At 66.5% G+C, this 25,786-nt stretch carries 19 protein-coding genes and 1 pseudogene; 8 read left to right on the top strand and 12 right to left on the bottom strand.

Going from position 1 to position 25,786, the window contains the following annotated elements; genetic code table 11:
• Positions 1-235: 235 nt before the first annotated feature.
• From ACX80V_RS19780 to ACX80V_RS19835, 12 genes and pseudogenes are all read right to left on the bottom strand, one after another.
• Complete coding sequence (locus ACX80V_RS19780; protein ID WP_485844577.1) at positions 236-1,186, bottom strand: sugar kinase; 951 nt, start codon at positions 1,184-1,186, stop codon at positions 236-238.
• Complete coding sequence (locus ACX80V_RS19785; RefSeq protein WP_485844578.1) at positions 1,183-1,848, bottom strand: bifunctional 4-hydroxy-2-oxoglutarate aldolase/2-dehydro-3-deoxy-phosphogluconate aldolase; 666 nt, start codon at positions 1,846-1,848, stop codon at positions 1,183-1,185. The genes ACX80V_RS19780 and ACX80V_RS19785 overlap by 4 nt, the downstream gene beginning before the upstream one ends.
• On the bottom strand, positions 1,845-2,615 hold the full coding sequence (locus tag ACX80V_RS19790; protein WP_485844579.1) for an SDR family oxidoreductase: 771 nt from the start codon (positions 2,613-2,615) through the stop codon (positions 1,845-1,847). The genes ACX80V_RS19785 and ACX80V_RS19790 overlap by 4 nt, the downstream gene beginning before the upstream one ends.
• Positions 2,612-3,679, bottom strand: a complete 1,068-nt coding sequence (locus tag ACX80V_RS19795) for a zinc-dependent alcohol dehydrogenase (protein WP_485844580.1) — start codon at positions 3,677-3,679, stop codon at positions 2,612-2,614. The genes ACX80V_RS19790 and ACX80V_RS19795 overlap by 4 nt, the downstream gene beginning before the upstream one ends.
• Positions 3,676-4,653, bottom strand: coding sequence for a C-terminal binding protein (locus ACX80V_RS19800; RefSeq protein ID WP_485844581.1), 978 nt, complete (start codon positions 4,651-4,653; stop codon positions 3,676-3,678). The genes ACX80V_RS19795 and ACX80V_RS19800 overlap by 4 nt, the downstream gene beginning before the upstream one ends.
• Complete coding sequence (locus tag ACX80V_RS19805; RefSeq protein ID WP_485844582.1) at positions 4,653-6,026, bottom strand: MFS transporter; 1,374 nt, start codon at positions 6,024-6,026, stop codon at positions 4,653-4,655. Before ACX80V_RS19805 ends, ACX80V_RS19800 begins: the two co-directional genes overlap by 1 nt.
• A 189-nt stretch (positions 6,027-6,215) precedes the next feature.
• Positions 6,216-7,808, bottom strand: a complete 1,593-nt coding sequence (locus tag ACX80V_RS19810; protein WP_485844583.1) for an APC family permease — start codon at positions 7,806-7,808, stop codon at positions 6,216-6,218.
• A 223-nt stretch (positions 7,809-8,031) separates the two neighbouring features.
• Positions 8,032-8,439, bottom strand: coding sequence for a DUF779 domain-containing protein (locus ACX80V_RS19815; RefSeq protein ID WP_485844584.1), 408 nt, complete (start codon positions 8,437-8,439; stop codon positions 8,032-8,034).
• Positions 8,439-9,400, bottom strand: a pseudogene (locus ACX80V_RS19820) (zinc-dependent alcohol dehydrogenase). The gene ACX80V_RS19815 and the pseudogene ACX80V_RS19820 overlap by 1 nt, the downstream one beginning before the upstream one ends.
• A gap of 128 nt (positions 9,401-9,528) precedes the next feature.
• Positions 9,529-11,052: an acetaldehyde dehydrogenase ExaC gene (exaC, locus tag ACX80V_RS19825; protein WP_485844585.1), complete on the bottom strand. Its 1,524-nt coding sequence runs from the start codon at positions 11,050-11,052 to the stop codon at positions 9,529-9,531.
• Between the two features lie 125 nt (positions 11,053-11,177).
• Positions 11,178-12,566 (bottom strand): helix-turn-helix domain-containing protein, encoded by a 1,389-nt coding sequence (locus ACX80V_RS19830; RefSeq protein WP_485844586.1) that lies wholly within the window; start codon positions 12,564-12,566, stop codon positions 11,178-11,180.
• A 143-nt stretch (positions 12,567-12,709) separates the two neighbouring features.
• Complete coding sequence (locus ACX80V_RS19835) at positions 12,710-14,164, bottom strand: FAD-dependent oxidoreductase (protein ID WP_485844587.1); 1,455 nt, start codon at positions 14,162-14,164, stop codon at positions 12,710-12,712.
• 190 nt (positions 14,165-14,354) lie between these two features.
• Between ACX80V_RS19835 and ACX80V_RS19840 the strand changes: the two genes are divergently transcribed.
• The 8 genes from ACX80V_RS19840 to ACX80V_RS19875 all read left to right on the top strand — a co-directional run bounded on the left by ACX80V_RS19840 (position 14,355) and on the right by ACX80V_RS19875 (position 25,763).
• Positions 14,355-15,080: a hypothetical protein gene (locus ACX80V_RS19840; protein ID WP_485844588.1), complete on the top strand. Its 726-nt coding sequence runs from the start codon at positions 14,355-14,357 to the stop codon at positions 15,078-15,080.
• 162 nt (positions 15,081-15,242) lie between these two features.
• Positions 15,243-16,361: a hypothetical protein gene (locus ACX80V_RS19845; RefSeq protein ID WP_485844589.1), complete on the top strand. Its 1,119-nt coding sequence runs from the start codon at positions 15,243-15,245 to the stop codon at positions 16,359-16,361.
• A gap of 216 nt (positions 16,362-16,577) precedes the next feature.
• Positions 16,578-17,798: a hypothetical protein gene (locus tag ACX80V_RS19850; RefSeq protein WP_485844590.1), complete on the top strand. Its 1,221-nt coding sequence runs from the start codon at positions 16,578-16,580 to the stop codon at positions 17,796-17,798.
• Between the two features lie 313 nt (positions 17,799-18,111).
• The gene (locus ACX80V_RS19855; protein WP_485844591.1) at positions 18,112-20,814 is read left to right on the top strand and encodes a hypothetical protein; all 2,703 of its coding nucleotides are present in this window, start codon (positions 18,112-18,114) and stop codon (positions 20,812-20,814) included.
• Positions 20,811-21,830, top strand: a complete 1,020-nt coding sequence (gene pstC, locus ACX80V_RS19860) for a phosphate ABC transporter permease subunit PstC (RefSeq protein ID WP_083510447.1) — start codon at positions 20,811-20,813, stop codon at positions 21,828-21,830. The genes ACX80V_RS19855 and pstC overlap by 4 nt, the downstream gene beginning before the upstream one ends.
• A gap of 2 nt (positions 21,831-21,832) precedes the next feature.
• Complete coding sequence (locus ACX80V_RS19865) at positions 21,833-23,113, top strand: PstA family ABC transporter permease (protein WP_485844592.1); 1,281 nt, start codon at positions 21,833-21,835, stop codon at positions 23,111-23,113.
• Complete coding sequence (locus ACX80V_RS19870) at positions 23,110-24,798, top strand: substrate-binding domain-containing protein (protein WP_485844593.1); 1,689 nt, start codon at positions 23,110-23,112, stop codon at positions 24,796-24,798. Before ACX80V_RS19865 ends, ACX80V_RS19870 begins: the two co-directional genes overlap by 4 nt.
• Positions 24,795-25,763, top strand: coding sequence for a sortase (locus ACX80V_RS19875; protein WP_485844594.1), 969 nt, complete (start codon positions 24,795-24,797; stop codon positions 25,761-25,763). Before ACX80V_RS19870 ends, ACX80V_RS19875 begins: the two co-directional genes overlap by 4 nt.
• Positions 25,764-25,786 lie beyond the last annotated feature (23 nt).

Below are 25,786 nucleotides of genomic sequence, written 5' to 3' on the forward strand. Positions count from 1 at the left end.
CTGCCGCCTGACTCCCAATTCCAAAGACAAACCGGTGGTTCCCGCTCGCCACACGGGCACCCCCACGCGCGCCGACCGAACGGACGTCACCTCATTTTCGGACTAGCGCCCACGCGCCGATCCAGGCCCTTTCCGCCGGCCCCTCTACGGGACCAGCTCCCCCCTACGGGACCAGTTCCCGCTACGGGGCCAGTTCCCGCGACAGGATCAGTTCCGGCTGACGGGTTAACCCCGCTCAGCGTGCCACCGGTTCCGTGGCGTCCAGCATTGCCAGCTCGTGCCGGCGCGGCATGCCTTCCCAGTCGCCGGGCACCAGGCAGGCAAAGGCTCCCGTGCGGACCGCGGTCAGCAGCCTCTCCTGCACCGAGGCCCCGGCCAAGAGGTCCGAGATGTAGCCGGCCACAAAGGCGTCGCCGGCCCCCACGGTGTCGATGGCGTTGACGCGGACAGCGTCCTGCACGTATTCCACCCCGTCGATCACGGCGGCACAGCCCGCGGCTCCCCGCTTGATGACAGCCTGGCCCGGCCCGAGGGCGGCGACCCAGCGGGCAAGCTCCAGGGAGTCGTCGGACTTTCCTACCGCGATGGCGGCTTCGTCGTCCCCGGCGAACACGATGTCCGCCTGGGCAATGATGTTCCGGAAAACGTCACGGGCGTCGTCGGCGGACCATAGCGCGGCGCGGTAGTTGAGGTCGAACGAGACATGGACGCCTGCTTCACGGGCAACGTCCAGGGCATATTGCGCCGCCCGGGCTGCCTCCGGCGAAAGTGCCGGCGTGATGCCCGTGAGGTGCAGCAGCCGGGCGTTGGAAATCCGCTCGGCCGGGATGTCCTCCCGGGACAGCCGGGAGCCCGCGCTGCCGGCCCGGTAGTACCAGACCTTGAGCTGGTCCATGGTGCGCCGCTCTTTGATCATGAGGCCTGTGGGTGCCGACTCGTCGCGCAGGGGGTCAACGACGATGCCCTCGGCGGCGAGCTCCCGCAGGACGAGTTCGCCGAGGCTGTCGTTGCCGACGCGTCCCACCCAGGTCACCGAGGTGCCCAGGCGCCGCAGCGCGATGGCAAAGTTGCTCTCGGAGCCGCCCATTCCCAGGCTGAGCGAGGACACCTGGGCCAGCGGGCCGGGCGTCTCGGCCTTCATCAGGCCCATCGTTTCGCCGAGGGTCACGACGTCGGTGAAGGTCACCGGGCACCCCTCGCCTGGACGGCGTCCGCCACCACGGAGCTGAGCTGCCGGGCGCGGGCGGTGAGGGCGGCGAGGTCGCCGCCGGAGAACGCATCACGGAGCAGCGGTCCGCCCAGACTGACGGCAAGCGCCCCTGCGGCGATCCAGTCCGCGGAGCCATCGATGCCGATGCCGCCGGACGGAATGACCCGCATGTCCGGAAAGGGCCCGCGCAGCTGCCCGATGTAGCCCGGGCCCACGGTGGAGGCGGGAAACAGCTTCACGGCCGTTGCCCCCGCCTGCATGCCGGTCAGCAGTTCGGTGGGCGTCAGCCCGCCGGGGAACACCGGAACGCCGGCCGCAACCGCAGCGCGGATCACGTCCGTCACCATGGCGGGCGTCACCAGGTAGTCCGCCCCGCCGTCGAGCGCCTGCGCGGCCTGGTCACCCGAGGTGACGGTGCCGACGCCGATTTCCGCGTCGGCGCCGAACCGCCGTTTGATGTCCGGCAGGAAGTCGAAGACACCATCGGTGCTGAGGGTCAGTTCGATGGACCGGACGCCGCCCCTGACCAGGGCGTCGATGACCGGCGCGTATTCCCGGGCATGCCGGGCGCGGAGGACGGCCACCACAGGGTTGGCCTGCAGGATGGCGGAAACGGGAGGGCTCTGCAGATCGCTCATCGGGCCAGCCACCCGCCGTCGACCGGAAGTACTACGCCGTGGATGTAGTCCGCAGCCGCGGAGGCCAGGAACACCACCGCGCCGGCGAGATCGCCGCCGGTGCCCCAGCGTGCGGCCGGGATCCGCACCGAGATCTGTTCATGGCGCTGGGCGTCTGCCAGCAGCGCCTCGTTCATGTCCGTGGCGATGTAGCCCGGCGCAACCGCATTGACATTCACGCCGCGGGGCGCCCATTCGTTGCACAGCGCCTTGGTCAGCTGCGCCACAGCGCCCTTCGACGCGGCGTAGGCCGGAACCCGCAGGCCGCCCTGGAACGTAAGGAGGGAAGCCATGTTGATGATCTTCCCGCCACCGCGTTCCACCATCGGGGTGCCGAAGCCCTGGCACAGCTGGAAGACGGCGCGGGTGTTGATGGCCATCACACGGTCGAAGTCGGACAGCGGGAACTCGGTCGCGTCGTGCCGGATCTGGGTTCCTGCGTTGTTGACCAGGATGTCGATCTGGCGTCCCGCGAGGGTTTCCGCTGTGGCGGCGGCCACGGACTCTTCGCTGGCCAGGTCCACGTGGACTGCAGCGGCGCTGACGCCTGCCTTTTCCGCAGCGACTGCCAGTTCCGGGGCCAAGGGGCCGCGCTGGAGTGCCACAACGCTGGCGCCGGCGTTGACCAGCCCGAGGGCAATGCCCAGGCCGATCCCGCGGGAAGCGCCGGTCACGGCTGCGGTTTTGCCACTAAGGTCAAACGGCGATTTCTCTGCTGTGGGGTTCATGAACTTTCCTGGGTTTTCGCGGCGGGCGCCGCGGCTGGACTGACAAAGACTTTGAGGACTCGTCCGGACGCCATCGCTTGGTCAAAGGCCTGGCGCGTGTCCTCGAGGGCGAACACCTGGGTGGGAATGCGGTCCAGGCCCAGTTCACGGCTTTCGATGAGTTCCACCGCGCGTTCCACGGCGGCCCTGGTGTAGACCCGGACGCCCACCACGGTGTTCTCGGCGAACGTCAGGGCCTGGAGGTCGACTTCGACGGGCTTTTTGTAGACGCCGACCAGCACGATGGTGCCACGGACACGGACGGCCCGGGGCAGCATCGCGGCGACCGCGGGGTGGGCGGCGGAGTCGAAGACGATGTCCGCGCCGTCCCCGCCGGTGGTGGCAAGGATGGCCTGGATGGGGTCGTCCCCGGGTGCCACCGTGGCGAAACCCAGTTCCTCGGCCACCTGGCGGCGGGCCTCGGAGGGCTCCGAAATGAGGACGCTGCCGGCTCCCTGGTGACGTGCCACCAGGGCCGTCAGGATGCCGATGGGCCCGGCGCCAAAGATCACCACCCGCTCGCCGCCGGTCAGGCCGGCCCGGGAAACCGCGTGGACGGCCACAGCCAGGGGTTCGGCGAAGGCGGCCTCCTGGAGGGGCACGGCGTTGCTGACCGGGACGAGCGCGGAGGCAGGCAGGGCCACGTATTCGGCGAGGGAGCCGGCGACGTCGATCCCGTACAGTTTCAGGGCCCGGCAGACGTGGGTGTCGCCGCCGCTGCACGGGTGGCATTCACCGCAGTGGATGAGGGGCTCCACGGTGACCCGGGTGCCCGCTGCCGGACCGGTCTCCGCCGCGACCTCCACGATGCCGGTGATCTCATGGCCCATGACCAGGGGAGCTTCGGCGCGGGGGTGCGTTCCGTGCAGGATGGAAAAATCGGAGCCGCACAGTCCGGTCATTTCCGTCCGGACCAGGGCCCAGCCGGCGGGGATTTCCGGCACGGGCAGCTGCCGCGGTTCGACCGTGTCCGGCGCCGTCCACACGGCGGCGCGCATGGTGCTGTTCAGGAGTTCTACGCTCACACCAACACCCCTGCGTTCATCACGTTGCGCGGCATACGTCCGGCGCAGACCTCGAGGACGTTTTCGATGGTGCGGCGCTTCAGTTCCGCATAAGATTCCTCGCTGTACCAGGCGGCGTGCGGTGTGAGCACGGCGTTTTCGCAGCCGATCAGCGGGCTGGTCAGGGCCAGCGGTTCCTCTTCGAAGACGTCCAGCCCGGCGCCGTAGAGCTGGCCGCTGGCCAGGGCGTCGGCAACCGCAGCGGTGTCCACCACTCCCCCGCGGCAAGTGTTGACCAGCACAGCGCCGCGTTTCATCTGCGCGAGCACGCCGGAGTTGATCAGGTGATGCGTATGGGAGTTGAGCGGAACGTGGAGGGACACCACATCAGCGCGGGAAATCACTTCCTCAAACCCGACGACGGCGACTCCATCCGCCGTCGTCGTACCGATTTCAGCGAGCGGGTCAGACCCGATCACCGTGTAGCCCAGGCCCTTGGCCTTGCGCGCGGTGGCCGCGCCGATCAGTCCCAGGCCCACCACGCCGAACACCCTGGTGGACATCCGGTGCAGGGGCTGAACGGGGAGCAGCGAGTGTTCCCCGCGCCGCATGCCGCGGTCCAGCCGGGTGATTCCGCGGGCCAGGCTGACGGCCAGGGCAATGGCGTGGTCGCTGACATCCTCGGTGCCGTAGTCCGGCACATTGCAGACGGCGACGCCGCGGGCGGTGGCCGCCTCGACGTCGAGGGTGTCCACGCCCACGCCGTACCGGCCGATCGCCTTCAGCTGCGGCAGGGCCGCGAGGACGCGGTCCGTGACGGGGGCGTACTGGACCACGATGGCGTCGGCGCCGGCAGCGGCGGCAATAACGTCCTCCTCGGTCCGGCACTGGGCAAGGACCAGTTCCACACCGGCGGCATCGGCAACGGCCTGCTCGATGGCGATGGAGTCGTGGTCGCAGTCGGTGATGACAATGCGGGTGGGCGTGGCTGGCATTACTTGGCGTCCTCTTCTGTGAGCAGGTCACGATCGACGGTTTCGGGGGCTTTGATGGTGGTGACGAGGCTGATGCCCATCATGGCCATCATGTAGAGGGCGACGGGGATCCAGGAGCCGCTGAACGCGGTGACCAGCGCCGAGCAGATGAGCGGGGCGATGCCGCCGCCGAAGACGGAGGAGAACTCCCGGCCCAGGGCGACGCCGGCGTAGCGGTAGCGGGAGCCGAAGAGCTCGGGGAAGTACGCTGCCTGGACGCCCACGGAGCCCTGCGCGGCGAAGATGAAGCCGAGCACGATCACCAGCGAGATCAGGAACAGGTTTCCGGTGTTCAGCAGCAGGAAGGCCGGGACGGGGAAGACAAACAGGAATGCCGTGATGATGAGGTACATCCGGCGGCGGCCGAAGCGGTCGGACAGTGTGCCGAAGGCGTAGGCCGAGACGCAGGCGAAGAGCGCGCCCACCAGCAGGACCTTGGGAATGAACGTCGCGTCAATCTTGAGCTGCGTGATCAGGTAGGAGCCCAGGAAGACCTGGAAGATGTACGAGTGCGCGTTGGCGCCCACGTTCATAAAGAAGACCCGGAACAGGCCCGCACGGCCGTTCTTGACGACGTCGGCCACGGGGGTGGCGCGGATGACGCCGGCGATTTCTTCCTTCTTTTCCTCAAAGACCGGTGATTCCTTCAGCTTGCGGCGGATCACGTAGGCGGCGATGGTGACGAAGATCGACGAGAAGAACACAAGCCGCCAGCCATAGGCTTCCAGGGCTTCGCGGGGCATCATCTGCACCAGGATCCAGACGACGGCGCCCATCGCGGTGCCGGCGGCGGCACCAACGAAGACGAGCGAGGCATAGCGTCCGCGGCTGCCCTTGGGCGCAGTTTCCGCCACCAGGACCACGCCGCCGGCCTGTTCAGCGCCGGCGCCGAATCCCTGGAGGAAGCGGCAGGCAACCAGCAGCACCGGGGCCCAGATGCCCGCCTGCTCGTAGGTGGGCAGCAGGCCGATGGCAAATGTGGCGATGCCCATCAGGAAGAGCGTGGCAACCAGCACCCACTTGCGTCCCAGCCGGTCACCGTACTTGGAGAAGAAGAGGCCGCCGAGGGGGCGTGCACCGAAGCCGACGGCGTAGGCACCGAAGGCGGCGATGATGCCGATGGCGGGGTCGATGTTCGGGAAGAAGATCTTGTTGAAGATGATCGCCGATGCGGTTCCGTAGATCACAAAGTCGTACTGTTCGAGCGCGGTGCCGATCAGGCCGGCCCATGCGGCCCTGCGGACGGGCCCCCTGTCCGCGCTTCCGTTTGCTTCCTCATTGCCTTTGGGGTCGAGGACCGCCGATTTACTGCGAACAACATCGTTCTCAGCCACAGTTCACCATTTCTCTTTGGTGCCGAAGCACATTCCGATTATCGGGACGACATCCCGAAAACTTCAAGCACGACTATATAGGTCTTATCGGCCAGATCACAAAAGGCGGGTTAAACGGCAGAGGCACCCTGCCACCAAAGGGGTGGACGGGTGCCTCTGTCTTGTTTGCAGGCCTAGGTGGCCGCGGGCTTACGGGCGGGTGAATGCCTCGTCGCGGGCTGCGGCATCACTGCCGGAAAGGCGGGCGTCCGCGCCGGACTCCGTGGCGTCCTCCGCGCTGGAATCCGTGGCATCCACGGCGGACTTGGCTTCGGCGAACTTTTCGTTCAGGCGGGAGTGACGCTGGCCGTAGGCGAAGTAGATCACGACGCCGATGACCAGCCAGCCGGCGAAGAAGATCCACGTCTCCACGGCGAGGTTCGTCATCAGGTACAGGCACAGGACGGCCGAAACCACCGGGAGGACCTTGCCGAACGGGACGCGGAAGGACGGCTTCAGGTCCGGGCGCTTCTTGCGCAGCACCAGGATGCCCAGGCTCACCACCACAAACGCCGACAGCGTGCCGATGTTGATCATTTCTTCCAGCAGGTCAACGTTGGTCAGGCCGGCCACAAGTGCTACGGCGGCACCGCAGATGATCTGGAGGCGGACCGGCGTCGAACGCTTTTCGCTGGTCTTGGACAGCGCGCGGGGCAGCAGTCCGTCGCGGCTCATGGCCAGCACCACGCGGGACAGCCCCATCAGCAGCACCATGATGACCGTGGTGAGGCCGATCAGGGAGCCGAAGGCGATGACCTTGGCAGCGGTGGTGTTGCCGACGGCCTCGAAGGCGGTGGTGAGGGTGGGGGTCTCGGCCGCCGCGAGGTCCGTGTAGGACACCATGCCGGTGAGCGCGAGGGACACGAGGATGTAGAGCAGCGTCACCACGGCCAGGCCGCCGAAGATGCCGCGGGGCAGGGTCTTCTGCGGGTTCTTGACTTCCTCCGCGGACGTGGCCACGACGTCAAAGCCGATGAAGGCGAAGAACACCAGCGCGGCGCCGGCGAAGATGCCCAGTGTGCCGTACTGGGCGGGCGCGGCACCGGTGAGGAAGCCGAAGAATGATTGCTTCAGGACATCCGCGGAGCCACCGGCGGTGGGTTCCGCGGCGGGCACGAACGGCGTGTAGTTTTCGAACTTCACGTAGGTGAAGCCCACTACGATCACAAACAGCACCACGGCGATCTTGATCAGGGTGAAGACGTTGCCCACACGGGCGGAGAGCTTGGTGCCCAGCACCAGGAGCACGGTGAAGACGGCAACGATCAGGAAGGCGCCCCAGTAGAGGTCCACGCCGCCGAGCGACAGCGCCGGCGGTACGTCGGCCCCCATCAGCGCAAACACCTTGCTGAGGTAGATGCCCCAGTACTTGGCGATCACTGCCGCGGCGGTGAACAGTTCCAGGATCAGGTTCCAGCCGATGATCCACGCCAGCAGTTCGCCCATGGTGGCGTACGTAAAGACGTAGGCCGACCCGGCGACCGGAATGGCGGTGGCGAACTCGGCGTAGCACATGATGGCCAGGGCACACGTCACGGCGGCAATGGCGAAGGACAACGTCACGGCGGGGCCGGAGAAGTTGGCCGCAGCCTTGGCTCCCACCGAGAAGATGCCGGCGCCGACAGCGACGGCGACACCCATGATCATCAGGTCCCAGCTGCTGAGCGACCGCTTGAGCTTGTGTCCGGGTTCATCGGCGTCGGCGATGGACTGCTCGATGGATTTGGTCCGGAGAAGGTTCATAAGGTTCCACAATCCTGATTTGTGTTGGAAACAGACCCATCAACGATACTCGTCCACCCACTGGACGTTCACACCTGTCCCGCATGGTGAGACTTTCCGCCCGCCCCGATTAAGCGCGAACGGACACTTGGGGCCCTCGCCGGGAGGGCCTCAAGTGTCCGTTCGCACTGGTGGTTGGTGCCGGTGCTTTGGTGCTGGCGGTTCGTGCAGGTGGTTCGGGTGCCTAGCCGGGCCAGTCCATCAGCTTTGACCGGATCAGGAACCGCTTGCCTTCCGGCGACTCAACCGAGAACCCGCTCCCCCGGCCCTGGACCACGTCCACGGTCAGATGGGTGTGGCTCCAGTAGTTGAACTGCTCCTTGGACATCCAGAACTCAAGGGGCTGCGGCTCCAGGCCGTCGGCGATGTCGAACAGCCCCAGGAGGACGTCCGCTTCCGCCGTGATGAACTCCCCGGCCGGATAACACATAGGCGAGGACCCGTCGCAGCAGCCGCCGGACTGGTGGAACATCAGGGGCCCGTGCTGCCCCCACAACTTCCTGAGCAGTCCCAGGGCCTCGGCGGTGAGAGCCACGCGGGAGATGTCCTCCCCGGGCAGCGTCACCGCCGCGTCAAGCCTCGCCTCCATCATCAGTACTTGATAACGACGCGGCCGTCGATCTTGGCGTGCTTCATCTCGTCAAGAACGTCGTTGACCTCGGAAAGCTCCCGGGTGGAGACCGTGGGGTGGATCTTGCCCTCGGCGTAGAACTCGAGGGCTTCCTCCAGGTCCTGCCGGGTCCCCACGATCGAGCCGCGGACGGTCAGGCCCTTGAGCACAATCTCGAAGATCGGTGCCGGGAAGTCGCCCGGCGGCAGGCCGTTGAACACAATCGTCCCGCCCCGGCGGGCCATGCCGATCGCCTGGCCAAAAGCAGACGGGTGTACTGCGGTGACCAGGACTCCANGAGCTCGGCGCCGTGCTTCTTGGCCAGGGCGAGTTTGTCGTCCGCGATGTCCACGGCAGCAACCCGCAGTCCCATGGCAACCGCGTACTGGACGGCAATGTGCCCCAGTCCGCCGATACCGGAGATGGTGACCCACTGTCCGGGCCTGGCTTCGGTCATCTTCAGGCCTTTGTAGACCGTGACGCCGGCGCAAAGCACCGGTGCGACTTCAACGGGGTCCGAGCCCGCCGGGATGCGTGCGGCAAAGCGCGTGTCCACGAGCATGTACTCCCCGAAGGAGCCGTCCACACTGTAGCCGGCGTTCTTCTGTACCTCGCAGAGTGTCTCCCAGCCGGTGCGGCAGTACTGGCAGTCGCCGCAGGCGGACCAGAGCCAGGCGTTGCCGACGAGGTCGCCGACGGCGAGGTCGGTGACACCTTCGCCCAGGGCAACCACTTCGCCTACGCCTTCGTGGCCGGGGATGAACGGCGGTGTCGGCTTGACCGGCCAGTCGCCCTCAGCCGCGTGGAGGTCTGTGTGGCAGACGCCGGTGGTGATGACCTTGACCAGCGCCTCACCCCGGCCCGGGGTGGGAATGGGGAGGGTCTGGATCTGAAGATCCTTCCCGAACTCAGTTACTACTGCTGCTTGCATTGTCGTCGTCATTGGCGAAATCCTTGCGTAGATAAAGCGATGGTGCGGTGGAGGTGGTGCTGCCTTCCTGAGGGGTGGCCAGGATGGTGCAGGCGGGGACGGACCAGTGCTGATCCGTCCCCGCCCGGGCTAAGGGCGGCTTAGAAGAAGCCGAGCTTGTTCTCGTTGTAGCTGACCAGGAGGTTCTTGGTTTGCTGGTAGTGGTCCAGCATCATGGAGTGGTTTTCACGTCCGATGCCGGAGGACTTGTACCCGCCGAACGCGGCGCCGGCCGGGTAGGCGTGGTAGTTGTTGACCCAGACGCGGCCGGCCTGGATCTCACGGCCGGCCCGGTAGGCGACGTTGCCGTTGCGGGACCAGACGCCGGCGCCGAGGCCGTACAGGGTGTCGTTGGCGATGCCCATGGCGTCGTTGTAGTCGCTGAAGCGGGTCACGGACACAACAGGGCCGAAGATTTCCTCCTGGAAGATCCGCATCTTGTTGTGGCCTTCGAAGATGGTCGGCTGGACGTAGTAACCGCCGGCCAGGTCTCCGGGCATTTCGGCCCGGGCGCCGCCGGTGAGCACCTTGGCGCCCTCCTGCTTGCCGATGTCGATGTAGGAGAGGATCTTTTCCAGCTGGTCATTGGAGGCCTGGGCGCCGAGCTGCGTGTCAGTGTCCAGCGGGTTGCCCTGGATGATCTTTTCCACTCGGGCCACGGCGTCGGCCATGAAGGAATCGTAGATGCCGTCCTGGACCAGGGCACGGGACGGGCAGGTGCAGACCTCGCCCGAGTTGAAGGCGAAGAGCGCGAAGCCTTCCTGGGCCTTGTCGTAGAACGCGTCGTTGGACTCGGCCACATCGTTGAAGAAGATGTTCGGGCTCTTGCCGCCGAGCTCCAGGGTGACGGGGATCAGGTTCTGGCTGGCGTACTGGCTGATCAGGCGCCCGGTGGACGTCTCACCGGTGAACGCGATCTTGCGGATCCGCGGGCTGGACGCGAGCGGCTTGCCGGCCTCGACGCCGAATCCGTTGACCACATTGAGCACACCGGCCGGCAGCAGGTCGCCGATAAGCTCCATCAACACAAGGATGGACGACGGCGTCTGCTCGGCCGGCTTGAGGACCACGGCGTTGCCGGCGGCGAGGGCCGGGGCAAGCTTCCAGACGGCCATCAGGATGGGAAAGTTCCAGGGGATGATCTGGCCGACGACGCCGAGCGGCTCGTGATAGTGGTAGGCGGTGGTGTCGTCGTCGAGCTGGGACAGCCGGCCTTCCTGGGCGCGGACGGCCGAGGCGAAGTAGCGGAAGTGGTCCGCGGCGAGCGGAATGTCCGCGTTCAGGGTTTCGCGGATGGGCTTGCCGTTGTCCCACGATTCGGCGACGGCCAGCATTTCAAGGTTTTCGTCGATGCGGTCGGCGATCTTGTTCAAGATGGCGGCGCGCTCGGCGACAGAGGTCTTGCCCCAGGACGGTGCGATCTTGTGGGCGGCGTCCAGGGCCAGCTCGATGTCTTCCGCGGTGCCGCGGGCAACTTCGCAGAAGACCTTGCCGGTGACGGGTGTGATGTTCTCGAAGTACTGGCCCTTGACGGGGGCAACCCACTCGCCGCCGATCCAGTTCTCGTAGCGGTCCTTGAACGTGACCTTCGAACCCTCGGTACCGGGCTGTGCGTAAACAGTCATTGCTAGCTCCTTTGCTGTGCATGAAAGGTGGCGCTTGATGATGGCGGCCGCCGTTGGTTTCAGCGTAGGAGGGTGAAGGTTGCAGTCAGGTTGCGCCAGTGTGAGCCAGCTCACGGCCCCGGCGGCTAGGCGCTCAGTTCCGCTTCCAGCCGCTCAAGATCGGCGACGACGGCGGCCCGCTTGGGCGAGCGCGCCGGCAGCAGCTTCAGGGCGACGGTCCGGACGTCGACGTCGTCTCTCGCCTCCGGCAGGGCCGCGTACTTGAGCAGCGTCTCGGCACTGCCATCCGTCAGGACCGCTTCGCGCATGAGCGAGGAGACCCTGTCGCGGAGGTCGATGATGCCCGGCGCTTCGGAGCGCGGCAGCACCGCGCCGCGGTAGATTTCCAGCGCAATGCGATGGGCGCCGCGCTGCAGGCAGTTCAGCACCTGCCCGCTGTCCGGGACCAGGTCCATGGTGAGTTTGTACGGCCTGGATTCGGGCACGGCGGCCGGGTTGAGCTGCTGGAGGATCTTGCGCAGCCGGACCATTTCCGCGCGGAGCGTCATGGTGGGGCCGTCGCCCGGGTAGAGCAGGACACTGAGCTCCTCGGCGCTCAGCCCGTCCGGGTGGGTGCTGAGCAGGGCGAGGATTTCACTGTGCCGGGCGGACAGCGCCACCGTTTTGCCTTCTATGCTGAGCAGCGCCTGGTCACGGCCCAGAAGCTGCAGGCTGTTGCGGTACAGGCTGCCTTCCTTCGCGCCGCCCGCTCCCCCGGCCCGCGCCGAATCCGTCCTGGCCGCCGAACTGGCGTTCCGCCGTCGGGCCGGCCGGCTGGCAAGGGTGGCCGCCAGCTGCAGCCGCTCAACACGGAGCTGTGCCTGGGCGGCAGCGACGGTCGCCTCAACGAGCGACAAAGTGTGGGGCGCCACCGCGCTGGCTTTGCCCGTGATGTCCACAACGCCCAGCAGCGCACCGGAATCCGGGTCGTGGAACGGGACGGCGGTGCAGCTCCAGGCGTGCACGGACCGCTGGTAATGCTCCGCCCCGGAAATCTGGATGCCGCGACCCAAGGCCAGGGCAGTGCCGGGAGCGCTGGTGCCCACGGTGGCCTCTGACCAGTCGGCGCCCGGCACGAACATCATGCCTTCGGCACGGCGCTGCAGGGCCGGATCGCCTTCCACCCAGAGCAGCCGGCCCACTTCATCACCCACGGCAACGAGCAGGCCGCTGTCGTGGCTCGGCTGGACCAGGAGTTTGTGGATCACGGGCATGATGCTGGCCAGGGGGTGCTGCCGCCGGTATTCCTCGAGCTCGTCGGTGTCCAGGGCAAGGGGCGCTTCGGGGTTGTCAGGGTTGGCTTTCAACCGGGCGGACCGTTGCCAGGACTCCCGGATCAGCCGCCGCAGGCCGGGGATTTCCGGTGCGTTCGGAAACGCTTGAGCGTCGAGCTGCTCATGGGCGGCCAGGGCATGACGCTGGGCAAGTGCAGTTGCTTCGCCGCCGGACGTCGGCGGCAGGATCAGGTTCCTCATCGAACTCCCATCGGTCCTGCAAGTCTACTTGCTGCCGGCGCGAACCCTCCAGCGCCAGCCCCTGTTGCGCGAACGGACACTTGAGGCCCCTCTGGCTGGGGCCTCAAGTGTCCGTTCGCGCTGTTTTGGTGGGTGACGCTGGGTCAGGCACGGGAGATGTTGATCATTTCCTCGCGCGGGACTACTTTGATCCGTTCACGCACGACGGCGGCGGTCCCGTCGGTGCCTGTCCCGCCTTCTGTCCACGCGGCGCCGAGGGCTGCTTCGTGCGCGTCCAGCTTGATCCAGCCCTCCCAGGTGGTGAACTCGATGCCGCGCTCCTGCAGGAGGTTGATGATGGCCTGCGGGTCCGGATTCTGGGCGGGTGGCAGTGTGAGCCGGTCCTCCAGGAGGAAGCCGATGGTCTCCAAGGCATCGCCCTTGGTGTGCCCGATCAGACCCACCGGCCCGCGCTTGATCCAGCCGGTGGCGTAGATTCCGGGGACGGGGTTGCCGTCGGCGTCCAGCACGCGGCCGCCCTCGTTGGGGATCACTCCGCGTTTGGCGTTGTACTCCAGCTCGTCCAGGGGCGAACCGTGGTAGCCGATGGCGCGGTACACGGCCTGGACGGGGTAGTCCACAAACTCGCCCGTGCCTTTGACGTTGCCGGTGCCGTCCAGCTCCATCCGCTCAAACTTGATGCCGGCCACCCGGCCGGACCCGCCGTCGTCGGGGTCCTGGTAGATCTCCACCGGGCTGTGCAGGAAGTGCAGGTGCAGGCGGCGGGAGGACGGCTCTTCCGCTTCGGCGTGCTCCTCCACGAGCCAGTTGGTCAGCGTGTTCACCATGGTTTTGATCTGGTTGTTGCTGCGGATGGCGTCATCGGAGGCTTCGTCGAACTCGAAGTCCTCCGGGTAAAGGACAATGTCCACGTCCTTCATGTGGCTCAGCTCACGCAGTTCCAGCGGCGTGAACTTGACCTGTGCCGGGCCGCGGCGGCCGAAGACGTGGACGTCCGTGACCGGCGAGTTCTTCAGGCCCTGGTAGACATTGTCCGGGATTTCGGTGGTGAGGAGTTCATCGGGGTGCTTGACCAGCATCCGGGCCACGTCCAGCGCTACGTTGCCGTTGCCGATCACGGCGATTTCCTTGGCATCCAGCGGCCAGTCGCGGGGCACGTCCGGGTGGCCGTCGTACCAGGACACAAAGTCGGCGCCGCCGAACGAACCGCCGAGATCAATGCCAGGGATGGCCAGGTCCGCGTCCTTGATGGCGCCTGTGGAGAAGATCACGGCGTCGTAGAAGGCGCGGAAGTCATGGAGGGTGAGATCGCGGCCGTACGTGACGTTGCCCAGGAAGCGGATGTCGCCGCGGTCCAGGACCTTGTGCAGCGCGTTCACGATCCCCTTGATGCGCGGGTGGTCAGGTGCCACGCCGTAGCGGATCAGGCCGTACGGGGCGGGGTAGGCCTCAAAAAGGTCGATACTGACCTCAAAATCGCCGTCCTTGACGCCGGTGGACTTGGTCAGGATATCCGCCGCGTAAACACCTGCCGGTCCCGCACCCACAATGGCAACGCGGAGTGGACGTTTGGAGGTGGTTTCGGCTGGGTTGGACACCGGGAGCCCTTCTGGAACGAGGAGATTGCGACGGAGGCGCACAGCGCAGTTGCGCACAATGTCCCATTCTAAATGTGCCCACCGCGGGACGCGGCATCGTGTGATGCCAGACGTTCAGCTGCCTGTCACTCTTCCTTTACCCGCGCCACCCCGGCTGGCAACCATCCGGCTTGAGCCTTATCACGACCGCATGGGCGGCGTCCAGTCACAGGATCCCTGGGGAGCCATCATTTCCAATGAACGCATTTCCTTCACCTCTCTTGTTAGTCAGGCCCTTCCTGCGGCGACCCGCTGGAAGGAGCGCGAACTCGCCGTCTTCAGCGCTGGCGTTCAGCACGGCCATGTTTCCGCGCTGCCATCCCTTAACGTGCGGCAACGGTTGACCAATCCCGTTGAACAGCCAACCGAAGTCCTGGCACAGGCAGTCCGCCTGCCGGCCATCCACCAACTGGTGCGCCGGATGGATCACTTCAACCAGCCACTGGTCGTCTGGCGCCTGATCTCGGGCAACCACAGGGAACTCGGCCGGGGGGTTGGCCTCTTCCCGAGCTATGCGGTGGCGGCCGCGAATGCGACGGCCGCTCAGAAGGCCGCCCAGGACCTAACCATTACGTTCGTCCAGAACCAGCAGGCCCGGGACTACGGGTGGTACGTCAGCCTGCGCGGACGCCCCGTGTTGATGGCCAGCGCCTGGTACCCCACCATCCGGGACCGGGACCGCAGCGCCCTGGCGGCACTGGACCTGCTTGGCGGCGCACGCCTGCTGGAAACAGTGATCCGCCACGGACACCGGCATCTTCCGGTTGAGTTCCCGCCCGAGCTCCTGCGTGCAGGAGCTCCCGGCGTGGAACGGCTGCCCGAAGCCCCCTTGCCGGCGCTTTCACCAAACGTTCACCTGATCGCAGGTTCTTCTTAGCCAAGCAATTCGAAATGCCGGGCAGCGCCGCCGCAGACTCATAGCGGCCGGCACTGTCCTGACTACTCCGGCAGCCGCAGACCGCAGCGGCAGTGCCCGCACTGCGCCGTAGCCCACCTGCACCAGCTAATCCACTCGGTACCTAAGATGGGGAATCTTGACATGAAATTGAAGTCCTTCCAGGCTGTCGGCGCTATCTGCGTGACCGCCTTGGCACTCGGCCTAATCAGCTCAGCCAGCGCGTCTGCGGAGCCCACGACGCCGGACCGCCCGCTTGCGGCAGTTGGTTCCGACACCATCCAGGATGTCTGGAACGCCCTGACCAACGCGGGCCCCATCAGGACCGTGGCCTCCTACGACGCCTTTGGCCTGCCCTCGGCGATCGTGACCAAAACGGGTGTCACCGCGTTTACGCGTCCCAACGGTTCCGGTGCCGGCGTCAAGGCCCTGAGCGCCAGCCTGAACCCGCTGAACCATGTTTACAAGGACTCGGCCAACAACACCTTCACCCTGAAGCGGAACGACGTCGACATCGCCCGGTCCTCTTCCTCACCCAGCGTGGCAGGCACTGACCTGACGTTCCTGCCGTTCGCACGCGACGCGATGACCGTGGCTGTCAAGGACTCCACCAACACGCCGGTGAACCTGACCACCCAGCAGATCGCCAACATCTTCAGCTGCACCGCCGGCGACGGCGTCACCATTGACGGCACCACCGGCAAGCCCGTCATCGGAACCATGACCTTCACTCCCAAGCTGCCCCAGGCCGCTTCGGGCACCCGCGCCTTCTTCGTGAAAGCCATTGGCGTCACCCCGAACACCACCTGTATCCCCAACGTCGAGCAGAACTATCCCGAGAACAACGGTGCGGCCCTCATCAACGACGGCGATATCATCGCGTTCTCCGCCGCACAGTGGATCGCGCAGAAGAACGGCGCCATGGCCAACACCACCGCTGCCGGTCAGGTGCTGGCGAACATCGATGGACTCAAGGCCATTGACCCGGCCACCACGGCTCCGGCACTGGCCCCCGGCGACCTCTACGGTAACGCTGCCGTGGCGCCCGCCAGCGGCAAGGGCATCTTCGCACGCGACACCTACAACGTGGTGGCCAGCTCCACCCAGACCAGCAAGCTCATTTACAGCCTGGTCCTGAGCAATGCCGTGACCACCAACCTGAAGACGATTGGCAGCAAGGTCATCATCAACAAGTTTGGTTTCAAGACGCTCTCCTACGTGGGCGACTGGACGATGGGCAAAAAGTCGGGTTACACCAACTAACAATTCCTCCGGCCGGGTCCTGAATTCCGTTCATAAAGAATTTACTTTCAGTACCGGCCTGCTTTACTTTGCCACGCCCGCAGAATTCGACTGATGACCCAGACTGATCGGTAATTCTTCGCAGCGATTTTCGCTGGTTGGCCGGTGGATTTAATTTCCCGGCGCCGGGCAATACCGCAGCAGTAGACACGTTTACCTGAGAAAGAAGAAATGATTATGGCTAACGCCACGACAATGAAATCCCGCTGGGGCCTGAACGCCACGGCCGCCGTTGCCGGCACCGCCCTCCTGCTGGGCGGTGGAATCGCTGTTGCCAACGCGGCCCTCCCGGCAGGCTCGGCAGGAACCGTCACGGCCAACCCGACCAGCGGCAACTGGAGCGCCCTGAGCCTGTCCGTGCTGAAGCTGCACAGCGACATGGTCTGCCCCACCACCGGCAACATCCTCGAGGGCGCGCTGATCTTTATGTCCGAGCCCGGGCAGGAAATCCAGCCGGCGCTGAGCAGCACCGTGGAAGCGCAGACGGTCTACCCCCTGACGCAGGATCCCCAGTACGCGATGTCCCTGAATGCCAACGGCACGATTGCTGACGACAACACGCTGGAATCCGGTTTTGTGAACAGCAGCAAGGCCCCCATTGCTGACATGTCAGCCGTGGTACAGGCCAACCACACGTACAGCATTGGTTACGTCTGCACCGTCTCGAACGAGAGCGTCACCACCGCCAAGATCAACCCGGTAGCGGGCAAGTCCGTAGCCTCGTGGGCCACGCTCACCACCGACGCGTCCAAGAACTGGACCATCAGCCAGCCGGTGGTGGCCACCCCGACGGCGACCGCCACGCCGACGGCCACCGAAACGGCCACTCCGTCACCGAGCGCCACGCCCACCGAAACGGAAACGGCCACCCCGACGCCGACCGCCACGGAGACCCCGTCGGCCACACCGACCGGAACCGCGACGCCCAGCAGCACGTCAGTCCCGCTGGCCACCACGGGATCCGTCAAGGAACTGACCGCCGGCGCCGAACTGGTCAGCGGCCAGAAGTTCGTGGTCAACGCTCCCGCCAGCACCTTCGTCGCTGGCGAAACGGTCACCGGCGAGATCCACTCCGAGCCGGTTGTCCTGGCCGAAACCGCCGTGGCCAACGCTGACGGTTCGGTCAGCTACACCTTCACCGTTCCGGCCGGCCTGCCTGCCGGAACGCACACCCTGGTCCTCAAGGGTGCAGCCGGCGCAACGTTCGAGGTCACCGGCCTGACCGTGACCGCCGGATCCAACGCTCCGTTCCTCGCGGACACCAACTGGTTCGGCGCTGCCGCCGCCAACCCGGCAAGCACTGCGGGACTGGCTGCCATGGTCATTGGCGGACTGACGCTCATGGGCGTAGGCGGCGGGATCTACATTTCCCGGCGCCGTAAGGCCACCCGGGCCTGATTCACCAGGAATTGCCCGGATCCCGCTGGGGTCCGGGCAATTTCGCTTTCAACGCCAATTCCTTTTGTTCACCTCCCGGAAATCCCTCCTTAGTCAAGCCACAGCGGATCCGGGGCGATTTCGAGAAATAATAGTCCAGCAGCTTCCGCTGCCACCCGGCTGGACCTTCCACTGACAGGTCTGAACAATCGGCCCGCAGGTTTGATGACCGACCCGGAATAATGAAAAGAAAGAATTCATGCCGCTTCCATGGAATACCCGACAGGCCGGCGCTAGGCCCCGCCAGCGACACGGCGCGCGGTGGGCTTCCCCTTTGGCCGCTGCGGCCGCTGTGGGCGCCCTCCTGCTGGTCTCGCTTCCGCCCAGCTCGGCAGATCCGACCGTTCCGGGCTCCGACTGGGGGCCGCGCGGCTCCATGGTCAGCGACACCTCGGCGACCGTCACGTGGGACAACACTGACAATGCCCCCGAGAGCACGGTTCACCGCGGAAACCAGCAGCAGCTGCCGCACACTGCCGGGAAGACGTACGACGACGTCGATCAGCGGCTGCGCGATTCGGCGACCCGTGCCTTCGGCCCGGGCAACGGGCTGGGCGGCCTGTCCGTGAGCGTCTCCCAGACCAGGAACCTGCAGAACCAGTCAGTGGCCGTCAGCTTCACCGGCGCGGATCCCACCACCGGCAGCAATGGTGCCAGCACGTCCTATCTGCAGGTGTTCCAGTGCTGGGGCAAACCGGGCACGGACAACAAGCCTGACCCCGCGGCCACCGAACCGGACCCCTCCACCTGCCAGTTCGGCGCGACCGGACTTGACGGCGATATTTCCAGCACGGCCCACCAGCGTTCACTGCTGAACGATCCCCTGGTCCGCGGCGGGGACTGGGAAGCCCCGGATCCGTCATCCCCCACCATGAACCTTCCGGCCCCCTTCCTGGCTGTCACCGGTGAAGAAACGCGGATCACGGACGGGTTCAACCTCAGCGAATACCGCAACCCCTTCTTCAGCCGGACCAGCACGAACGAGTTCTCCCGCTTTATGTCCTCCGAACAGGGCGCAGGCTCGCGCACCTTCGAGGTTCAGAGCGGCGCAGAAGCCTCCGGAATGGGCTGCGGCTACCGCCCGGATGCACCCAGCGTGGCCAAATGCTGGTTGGTTGCCGTACCGCGGACAGCCGCGATGGACGCCATTCTGCCGGCCGGACCCCTCTCCCCCAGCCTGTGGGCGATGCGCCTGCAGGTCCCGCTCCACTTCCAGGACGTCGCCGCAGTTTGCCCCACCGATCAGGCGGCAACCCTCAGCGTGGGCTCCGAAGCCCTCAGTGCGGCAATGAAGTCCTGGATCCCCGCCGTGTGCGACACCAAGAAGTTCACGCTGGGCTTTTCTCCGCTGGCGGATCTGCAGGCCCGCACCCAGCTGCAGCAGCCCGACACCCTCGCTTTCATCACCCGCCCCGCCGCCGGTGACCTCAACGCCCTCTATGTGCCGACGGCGCTGGCCGGGGTGGTGGTCGCCATGACCATTGACAATGCCTGCACGGCAGCGTTCACGCAATACACGCTGGCCGACTGCGGTTACCAGGACAAGGCAGAGTGGGAGGCCGACAAGGCACGCAGCTCGGGTCTGGTGCGCGACCTGAAACTCAATGCCAGGCTGCTGGCCAAGCTGCTCACGCAGAGCTACGTGCAGCACACTGCCCCGGCTTCCGCCGTTGAGGCCCCCTTCACGAAGCCCGGCACCACGGCCTATGGCCAGCCGATGACGTATTCCATCCAGAATGATCCGGAGTTCAGGGCCCTGAATCCGAAGGGCCTGGGTTCGTCCGGCAACCTCAGCCCACCCGTGGTGGAGGGCCTGCGCTCCGATGCCGCGTCCGCTGTCTGGGACTGGCTGCTCAACGACAAGGATTCCCGGGCCTTCCTGAACGGTTGCCCAGATCCGTCCGGCATGACCATCAACCCGTTCTACTCGACGCGGACCTACAGCGAATGCCAGGAGAAGGCCACCGAACTGGACCAGCAGGCCGCCCGGAAGGTCGCCGAGACCAAAACTCCTGACGGGTTCACTTACGCCCGCCAGTCCTACCCCTCCGAAGGGGCCGCGTACCCGCAGGTCTACTGGGCACAGAAGCAGGCCGTTATGGCCGGCGATGGTTCCATCGCCGAGCCGGCCCTGACCGTAGGCGACCAGTATTCCCGCGTCCAGGACATGGCCGCGGCGGCCCAGAACACCGTGCGCGCCCAGCCGGCGTCCACCACCTCCTGGTGCGCCGACTGCAGCCCGCCCGCGTACAAATCCGTCGCGCGTCAGGGCTACGGCAGCCGCAGCGTCCTGTCCATTACGGACGCGGCCTCGGCAGCGAAGTTCCAACTGCCCACCGCGCAGCTGTGCAACGTCAGCGGTTCGCAGTGCATTGGCGCCACCACCAGCAGCCTTCAGGCAGCAGCCGGCCGGTTCGAAGCCACCGGCACCCCCGGCGCCATGCGACCGGCCAGCGTCCAGGACTACACCACCGCGTATCCGTTGACCCTGCCGATCTACGGCGTGGTGAACCTTGCCTCCGTCAGCCAGTCCCAGGCCGCAACGTTCGCCCAGCTTTTCTCGTACATCAGCACCGAAGGCCAGAAGACCGGCTTCCGGAGCGGGATGCTGCCACCTGGCTACGCGCCACTCACACCGGCGCTGCTGCAGCTGGCCGCCGCCGGCATCCAGACCCTGCAGGGAATCCAAGGGCCACAGCAAGCCGCGGCCGCCACCACCGACCTGATGCCGATGGAGTCCGTGTCAGGTGAAAACGTGGTGCCCGCAGTCCTGGCACCGGCCGCACCGGCCGCTGCCGCAGCAGAAGTCGTCCCGGCGGCAGCACCTGCGGCTGCCCCCGCGGCCGCCGCTGCGGTGCCCAGCCGGACCGCGGCCACCGGCAGCGCCTGGCCCCAGTACACGCTGGTGATCGGCCTCGTGGCGGCAGTCGCAAGCGCCGCCGCCGCGCCGCTGCTGGCACGGGGACGGCGTCGATGAGCACGGTACTGCCCCGTTCCCGCGCCGATGAAGCGCAGGATACTCCCCGCACATTGCACCAGCAGTTGGAACAACAGGACTACCTGTTCCGGACCGTCACCCGGATCGGCGGCGGAATCGTCCTGGCCATCATGGTCCTGGTGGGCCTCTTCCTGGCCGGCAACGGCGTCGGCGCCATCAGCGAGGTGGGGCTGGGAAAATTCCTGACCACCCAGAACTGGGCGCCGGAAACCAACGACTTCGGCATCGCCGCTGTTCTGTGGGGCACGGTGCAGATCGCCACGGTCGCCTTGGCCGTCGCTATGCCGCTGGCCCTGGGGACAGCGCTGTTCATCACCGAAGTCGCCACCGGCTGGATGCAGAAGGCACTCACCAGCCTGATTGACCTCCTGGCCGCCGTGCCGTCGGTGGTCTTCGGCCTATGGGGCGCCTACATGCTGCAGCCCAACGTGGTGGACTTCAGCAAGTGGCTGTCCACGTGGTTCGGCTGGATACCGTTCCTGCAGGTGGACGGCGTTGATCCAGGCAGTCCGCTGCGGGACACCGTGCCGTTCACGGCCTCCGCCTTCATCGCCGGACTCGTGGTGGCCATGATGATCGTCCCGATCCAGACCTCCATCATGACGGAGTCCTTTCGGCGCGCACCAACGGGTGAGCGTGAGGGCGCCTACGCCCTGGGCGCCACGCGGCTGGGGATGATCCGCACCGTGGTGCTGCCCTTCGGCCGCGGCGGCATCATCGGCGGCACCATGCTCGGGCTGGGACGGGCGCTCGGCGAAACCATCGCCATCTACCTGATCATCAGCCCGGTCTATGCGATCAATTTCCATGTCCTGGAAAAGGGCGCCAACTCGATCGCCGCCATGATTGCCCTGAAGTACTCCGAATCCAACGAATCTGCGATGAGCGCGCTGATGGCCGCAGGACTGACGCTGTTCGTGATCACCATGCTGGTCAACATCACGGCCTCAGCCATCATGGCGAGGTCCCGGTCCGGCGCAGAAAGCGAGGGCTGACCATGACTACCACCGACGACGGACCCGCCACCTTCGAGGTGACCGATCTGCCTGCCGATCCCGGGCCACGCCGCCCCGCCACTGAGCTGCCGCAGCTGTCCAACACTCCGGGCGCCCCGGACGAAGTCCGGGTACGGCTTGGCGTTGGGCGCAACCACGTCCTGTCTCTGGCCGGCGCGGCCGCCGGCGGGCTGGCCATGGGACTCCTGCTGACCGTGGCCCTGGGACTGATCCCCCTGGGCTGGCTGTTCATCGTTTCCTACCTCTGGTTCCTGCTGCTGTATACCGCCCTGATACACCTGCGGCAGCCGGCTCCGGCAGTCCGCAACGGACTGGTGACGGTCCTGCTCAGCTCGGCGGGCGCCGCCGTCGCCGGCACCCTTGGCCTGGTGGTCATGTTCACGTTCGCCCGCGGCCAGGAAGCGCTGTTCCACCTCAACTTCTTCACCACTGACATGACCGGCGCCGGGCCCTTGTCCGGCCTGGACCAGGGCGGCGTGCTGCATGCCCTGGTGGGAACGCTGGAACAGATCGGCATCGCCCTGGCCATCACCATTCCGCTGGGAATGACGACGGCGGTATTCCTCAACGAGGTGGGCGGGCGCCTGGCCCGCATCGTGCGCACAGTCGTGGAAGCAATGACGGCGTTGCCGTCCGTTGTGGCGGGCCTGTTCATCTACGCGGCGGTGGTTATGGCCATCACGCATCAGACCAATGGTTTTGCCGCTTCGCTGGCCATCACCGTCCTGATGCTGCCGATCATGATCCGCTCGGCCGACGTCGTCCTCCGGCTGGTGCCCGGAAACCTGCGCGAGGCAGGCCTGGCCCTGGGCGCCGGCCAATGGCGCGTGGTGTGGCACATTGTGCTGCCCACAGTCCGCTCCGGCCTGACCACCGGCGTCATCCTGGCCACCGCCCACGGCATCGGGGAGACAGCGCCGGTCCTGCTGACGTCCGGCTTTACCGGTGTGATGAATGCCAATCCGTTCTCCGGCCCACAGACACCGCTTCCCCTGGCTGCCCTGGACTACGTCCGCTCCCCGGTGCCGGAGATGGTGGCTCGCGGCTTCGCCACCGCGGCGTTCCTGCTGTTCGTGGTCCTGGTGTTGTTCATCATCGCCCGCATCATCGGCGGCCAGGACGCCGGCAAGCAGACACAGGGCCAGGCACGGCGCGCGGCCGCCAGGTCCCGGCGCGACCTGCCCCGCATTGAACGCAACCACGCCCAGATGCTGGCGAGCCTGGGCGCAGCACCTACCGACAACATGCAGGAGAAACCATGATCCGCCCCCTTTCCAAGCGACGGACCGTTCCGGCGGTCCTGGGAATCCTGCTGTCACTCGGTATGGTGCTGGCTGGCCTGGCGCCTGCCCAGGCGGCCAACTACCTGCGCATCGGCGGCTCCGGATCTTCCTGGGCGGGCAACGCGCTGCAGGACTGGATTGCACGGGTCGGCGCCCAGGGCGTGACCGTGGACTACGAGAACAAGGGTTCCTCCACTGGGCGCAAGGAATTCGCCGACCAGATGAAGCAGTTCGCCGTCTCGGAAATCCCCTACACCGGGGACACCGCCGACCCGCGCGACAACAGCATGCCCGGCTTCGCCTACGGCATGCTACCCGTGGTTGCCGGCGGTACCGCTTTTATGTACAACCTGAAGGCCGGCAGCTCACGGATGACCAGCCTCAAACTCTCGCAGCCGGCCATCGCCAAGGTCTTCACGGGCCAGGTCACCCGCTGGAACGATCCGATCATCACCGCCGACAACCCCGGCGTTGCCCTGCCTGACGCCACCATCAACGTGGTGGTCCGCTCTGACGGCTCCGGCGCCACAGCCCAGTTCACGCTCTGGCTGCTGCGCCAGTATCCTGCCGACTACGCCAAGCTGTGCGCCGTCACCGGCTGCGATCCGCAGCACGCCACGTCCTTCTACCCCACCCAGGGGCTCAAGAACTTCGTGGCACAAAACGGGTCCCAGGGCGTCACCACGTACTCGGCGAACAACCAGTTCACCATCAACTACGACGAGTACTCCTACGCCCAGGGCATCGGCTTTCCGGTGGCACAGGTCAAGAACGCTGCCGGCTTCTACACGCTGCCCACTGAGCACGCAGTGGCCGTGGCCCTGACCCAGGCGAGCATCAACCAGGACAAGGGGTCAGCGAACTACCTTTCCCAGGACCTCTCCAAGGTGTACGGCTACAAGGACCCCCGCACGTATCCCATGTCGGCGTACTCGTACATGATCGTCCCGACCCAGGCCACCAATGCCCTGAACCCGGCGCAGGGAGCCACCCTGGGCTTCTTTGCGAACTACGCCTTGTGCGAGGGCCAGCGTCCCATGGGCCAACTCGGATACTCGCCGCTGCCCATGAACCTGGTCCTGGCCGGGATGGAGCAGATCCGCAAGATTCCGGGCGTGGACCAGGACACCATCCGCAAGATGGATCAGACCCGCGACAGTGTGTCCGGCGGTTCGGCGCCCGCCTGCAACAACCCCACGTTCAAGCCGGGCGACTCACCTTCGGCCAACCAACTCGTGCGGAGTGCACCGTTCGACAAGGCCTGCGACGCTGCCTGCCAGGTGCCCTGGCGCGGTGCCGACGCGGCCGTCAACCAGGGCCCGGCAGGGGCCCCGGCCGCAGCAGGAGCCGAAGTTCCGGCCGGCACCGCCGAAGTGACGGACCTGGCCGACGCCGGAGCGGCTGCCGTCGATCCGGCCAGCGAAGCGGCAGCCTGTGACCCCGACAGCGGCACGTGTACAGCGGTAGCCGCCGGGGCCGCCAGCGGCGTCGCCGGGCAGTTGACGCCTGTCACCACCACGCTGGCCTCCAGCCGCGGCTGGGGACAACCGCAGAACCTCCTGCTGATCATCGGCGGCCTCGTGGGCCTTCTGGTCCTCGTCCCGCCACTGACGGCCGGCGCCCTGGCCAGGCGTGCGGGGAGTAAGCGCGGCACCAAAGCATGACCGCGACACTCACGGACCGGCGCCAGACCGACCCCCGTTTCCTGCACCGCGGCGCGCTCGCGTGGCTCCGCCGTACGGCACGGAACAGGCGCCGGGCCACCCCCGTCAGGCTCCCGCCGTCGCACACTAACAAGGCGATTTCGCTGGGTCTGGCGATGGTCTCGGTGATCCTCTTCGGCCAGATCATCAACATTGTGATCATCTCGCAGGTGCAGCACTCCACCACGCAGACCCGGCTGTTTGAAGAGCTCCGGACCGGCCTGGCGGAAGGCTCCGCACCGCTCGGCCAGACGGACCACACGGGCGCATTGGTGGCCCCGGGGACACCGCTGGCCCTGCTTTCGATTCCCGCACTGGACATCCAGGAAACGGTGGTGGAGGGAACCACATCCCGGGAACTGATGGACGGCGTCGGCCACCGGCGGGACACTCCCCTGCCGGGGCAGAGCGGCACAAGCGTCCTGATGGGCAGGGCCGCCGCCTACGGTGGCCCCTTGGGCCAGCTGACCCGCCTCGCACCGGGCGAGCGGTTCACCGTGACCACCGGGCTGGGAGTGGCCGAGTTCGAAGTAATGGGCCATCGCCGCGCCGGTGACCCCGGCCCGTCCATCCCCACCGGTGACGAAGGGCGCCTGACCCTGACCACCGCAGCCGGGGCCGCCTTCCTTCCCGACGGCGTCCTGCGGGTCGACGCCAAGCTGCTGTCCAAGGCTTTCCCGAAGACCGCGCCGGTCCTCTATCCTGCATCCCTGGAAGCCGCCGAGCTGCCCCTGGGATCTGACACCTCGGACCTGGTGGGACTCCTGGTATGCCTGGAACTGCTGATCCTGGCCGCCATGGCCGCCGTCTGGTCGTGGTACCGCTGGGGTCAACGGGAGACCTGGCTGGTCTTCCTGCCGATGCTCGGCGCGCTGTCAGTCCTGACCGGTACGCAGGTCAGCCTCCTGCTGCCCAACCTGCTTTAGTGAAAATCTCCACAGAAGGAACC

Source organism: Pseudarthrobacter arbutini (assembly GCF_054510915.1).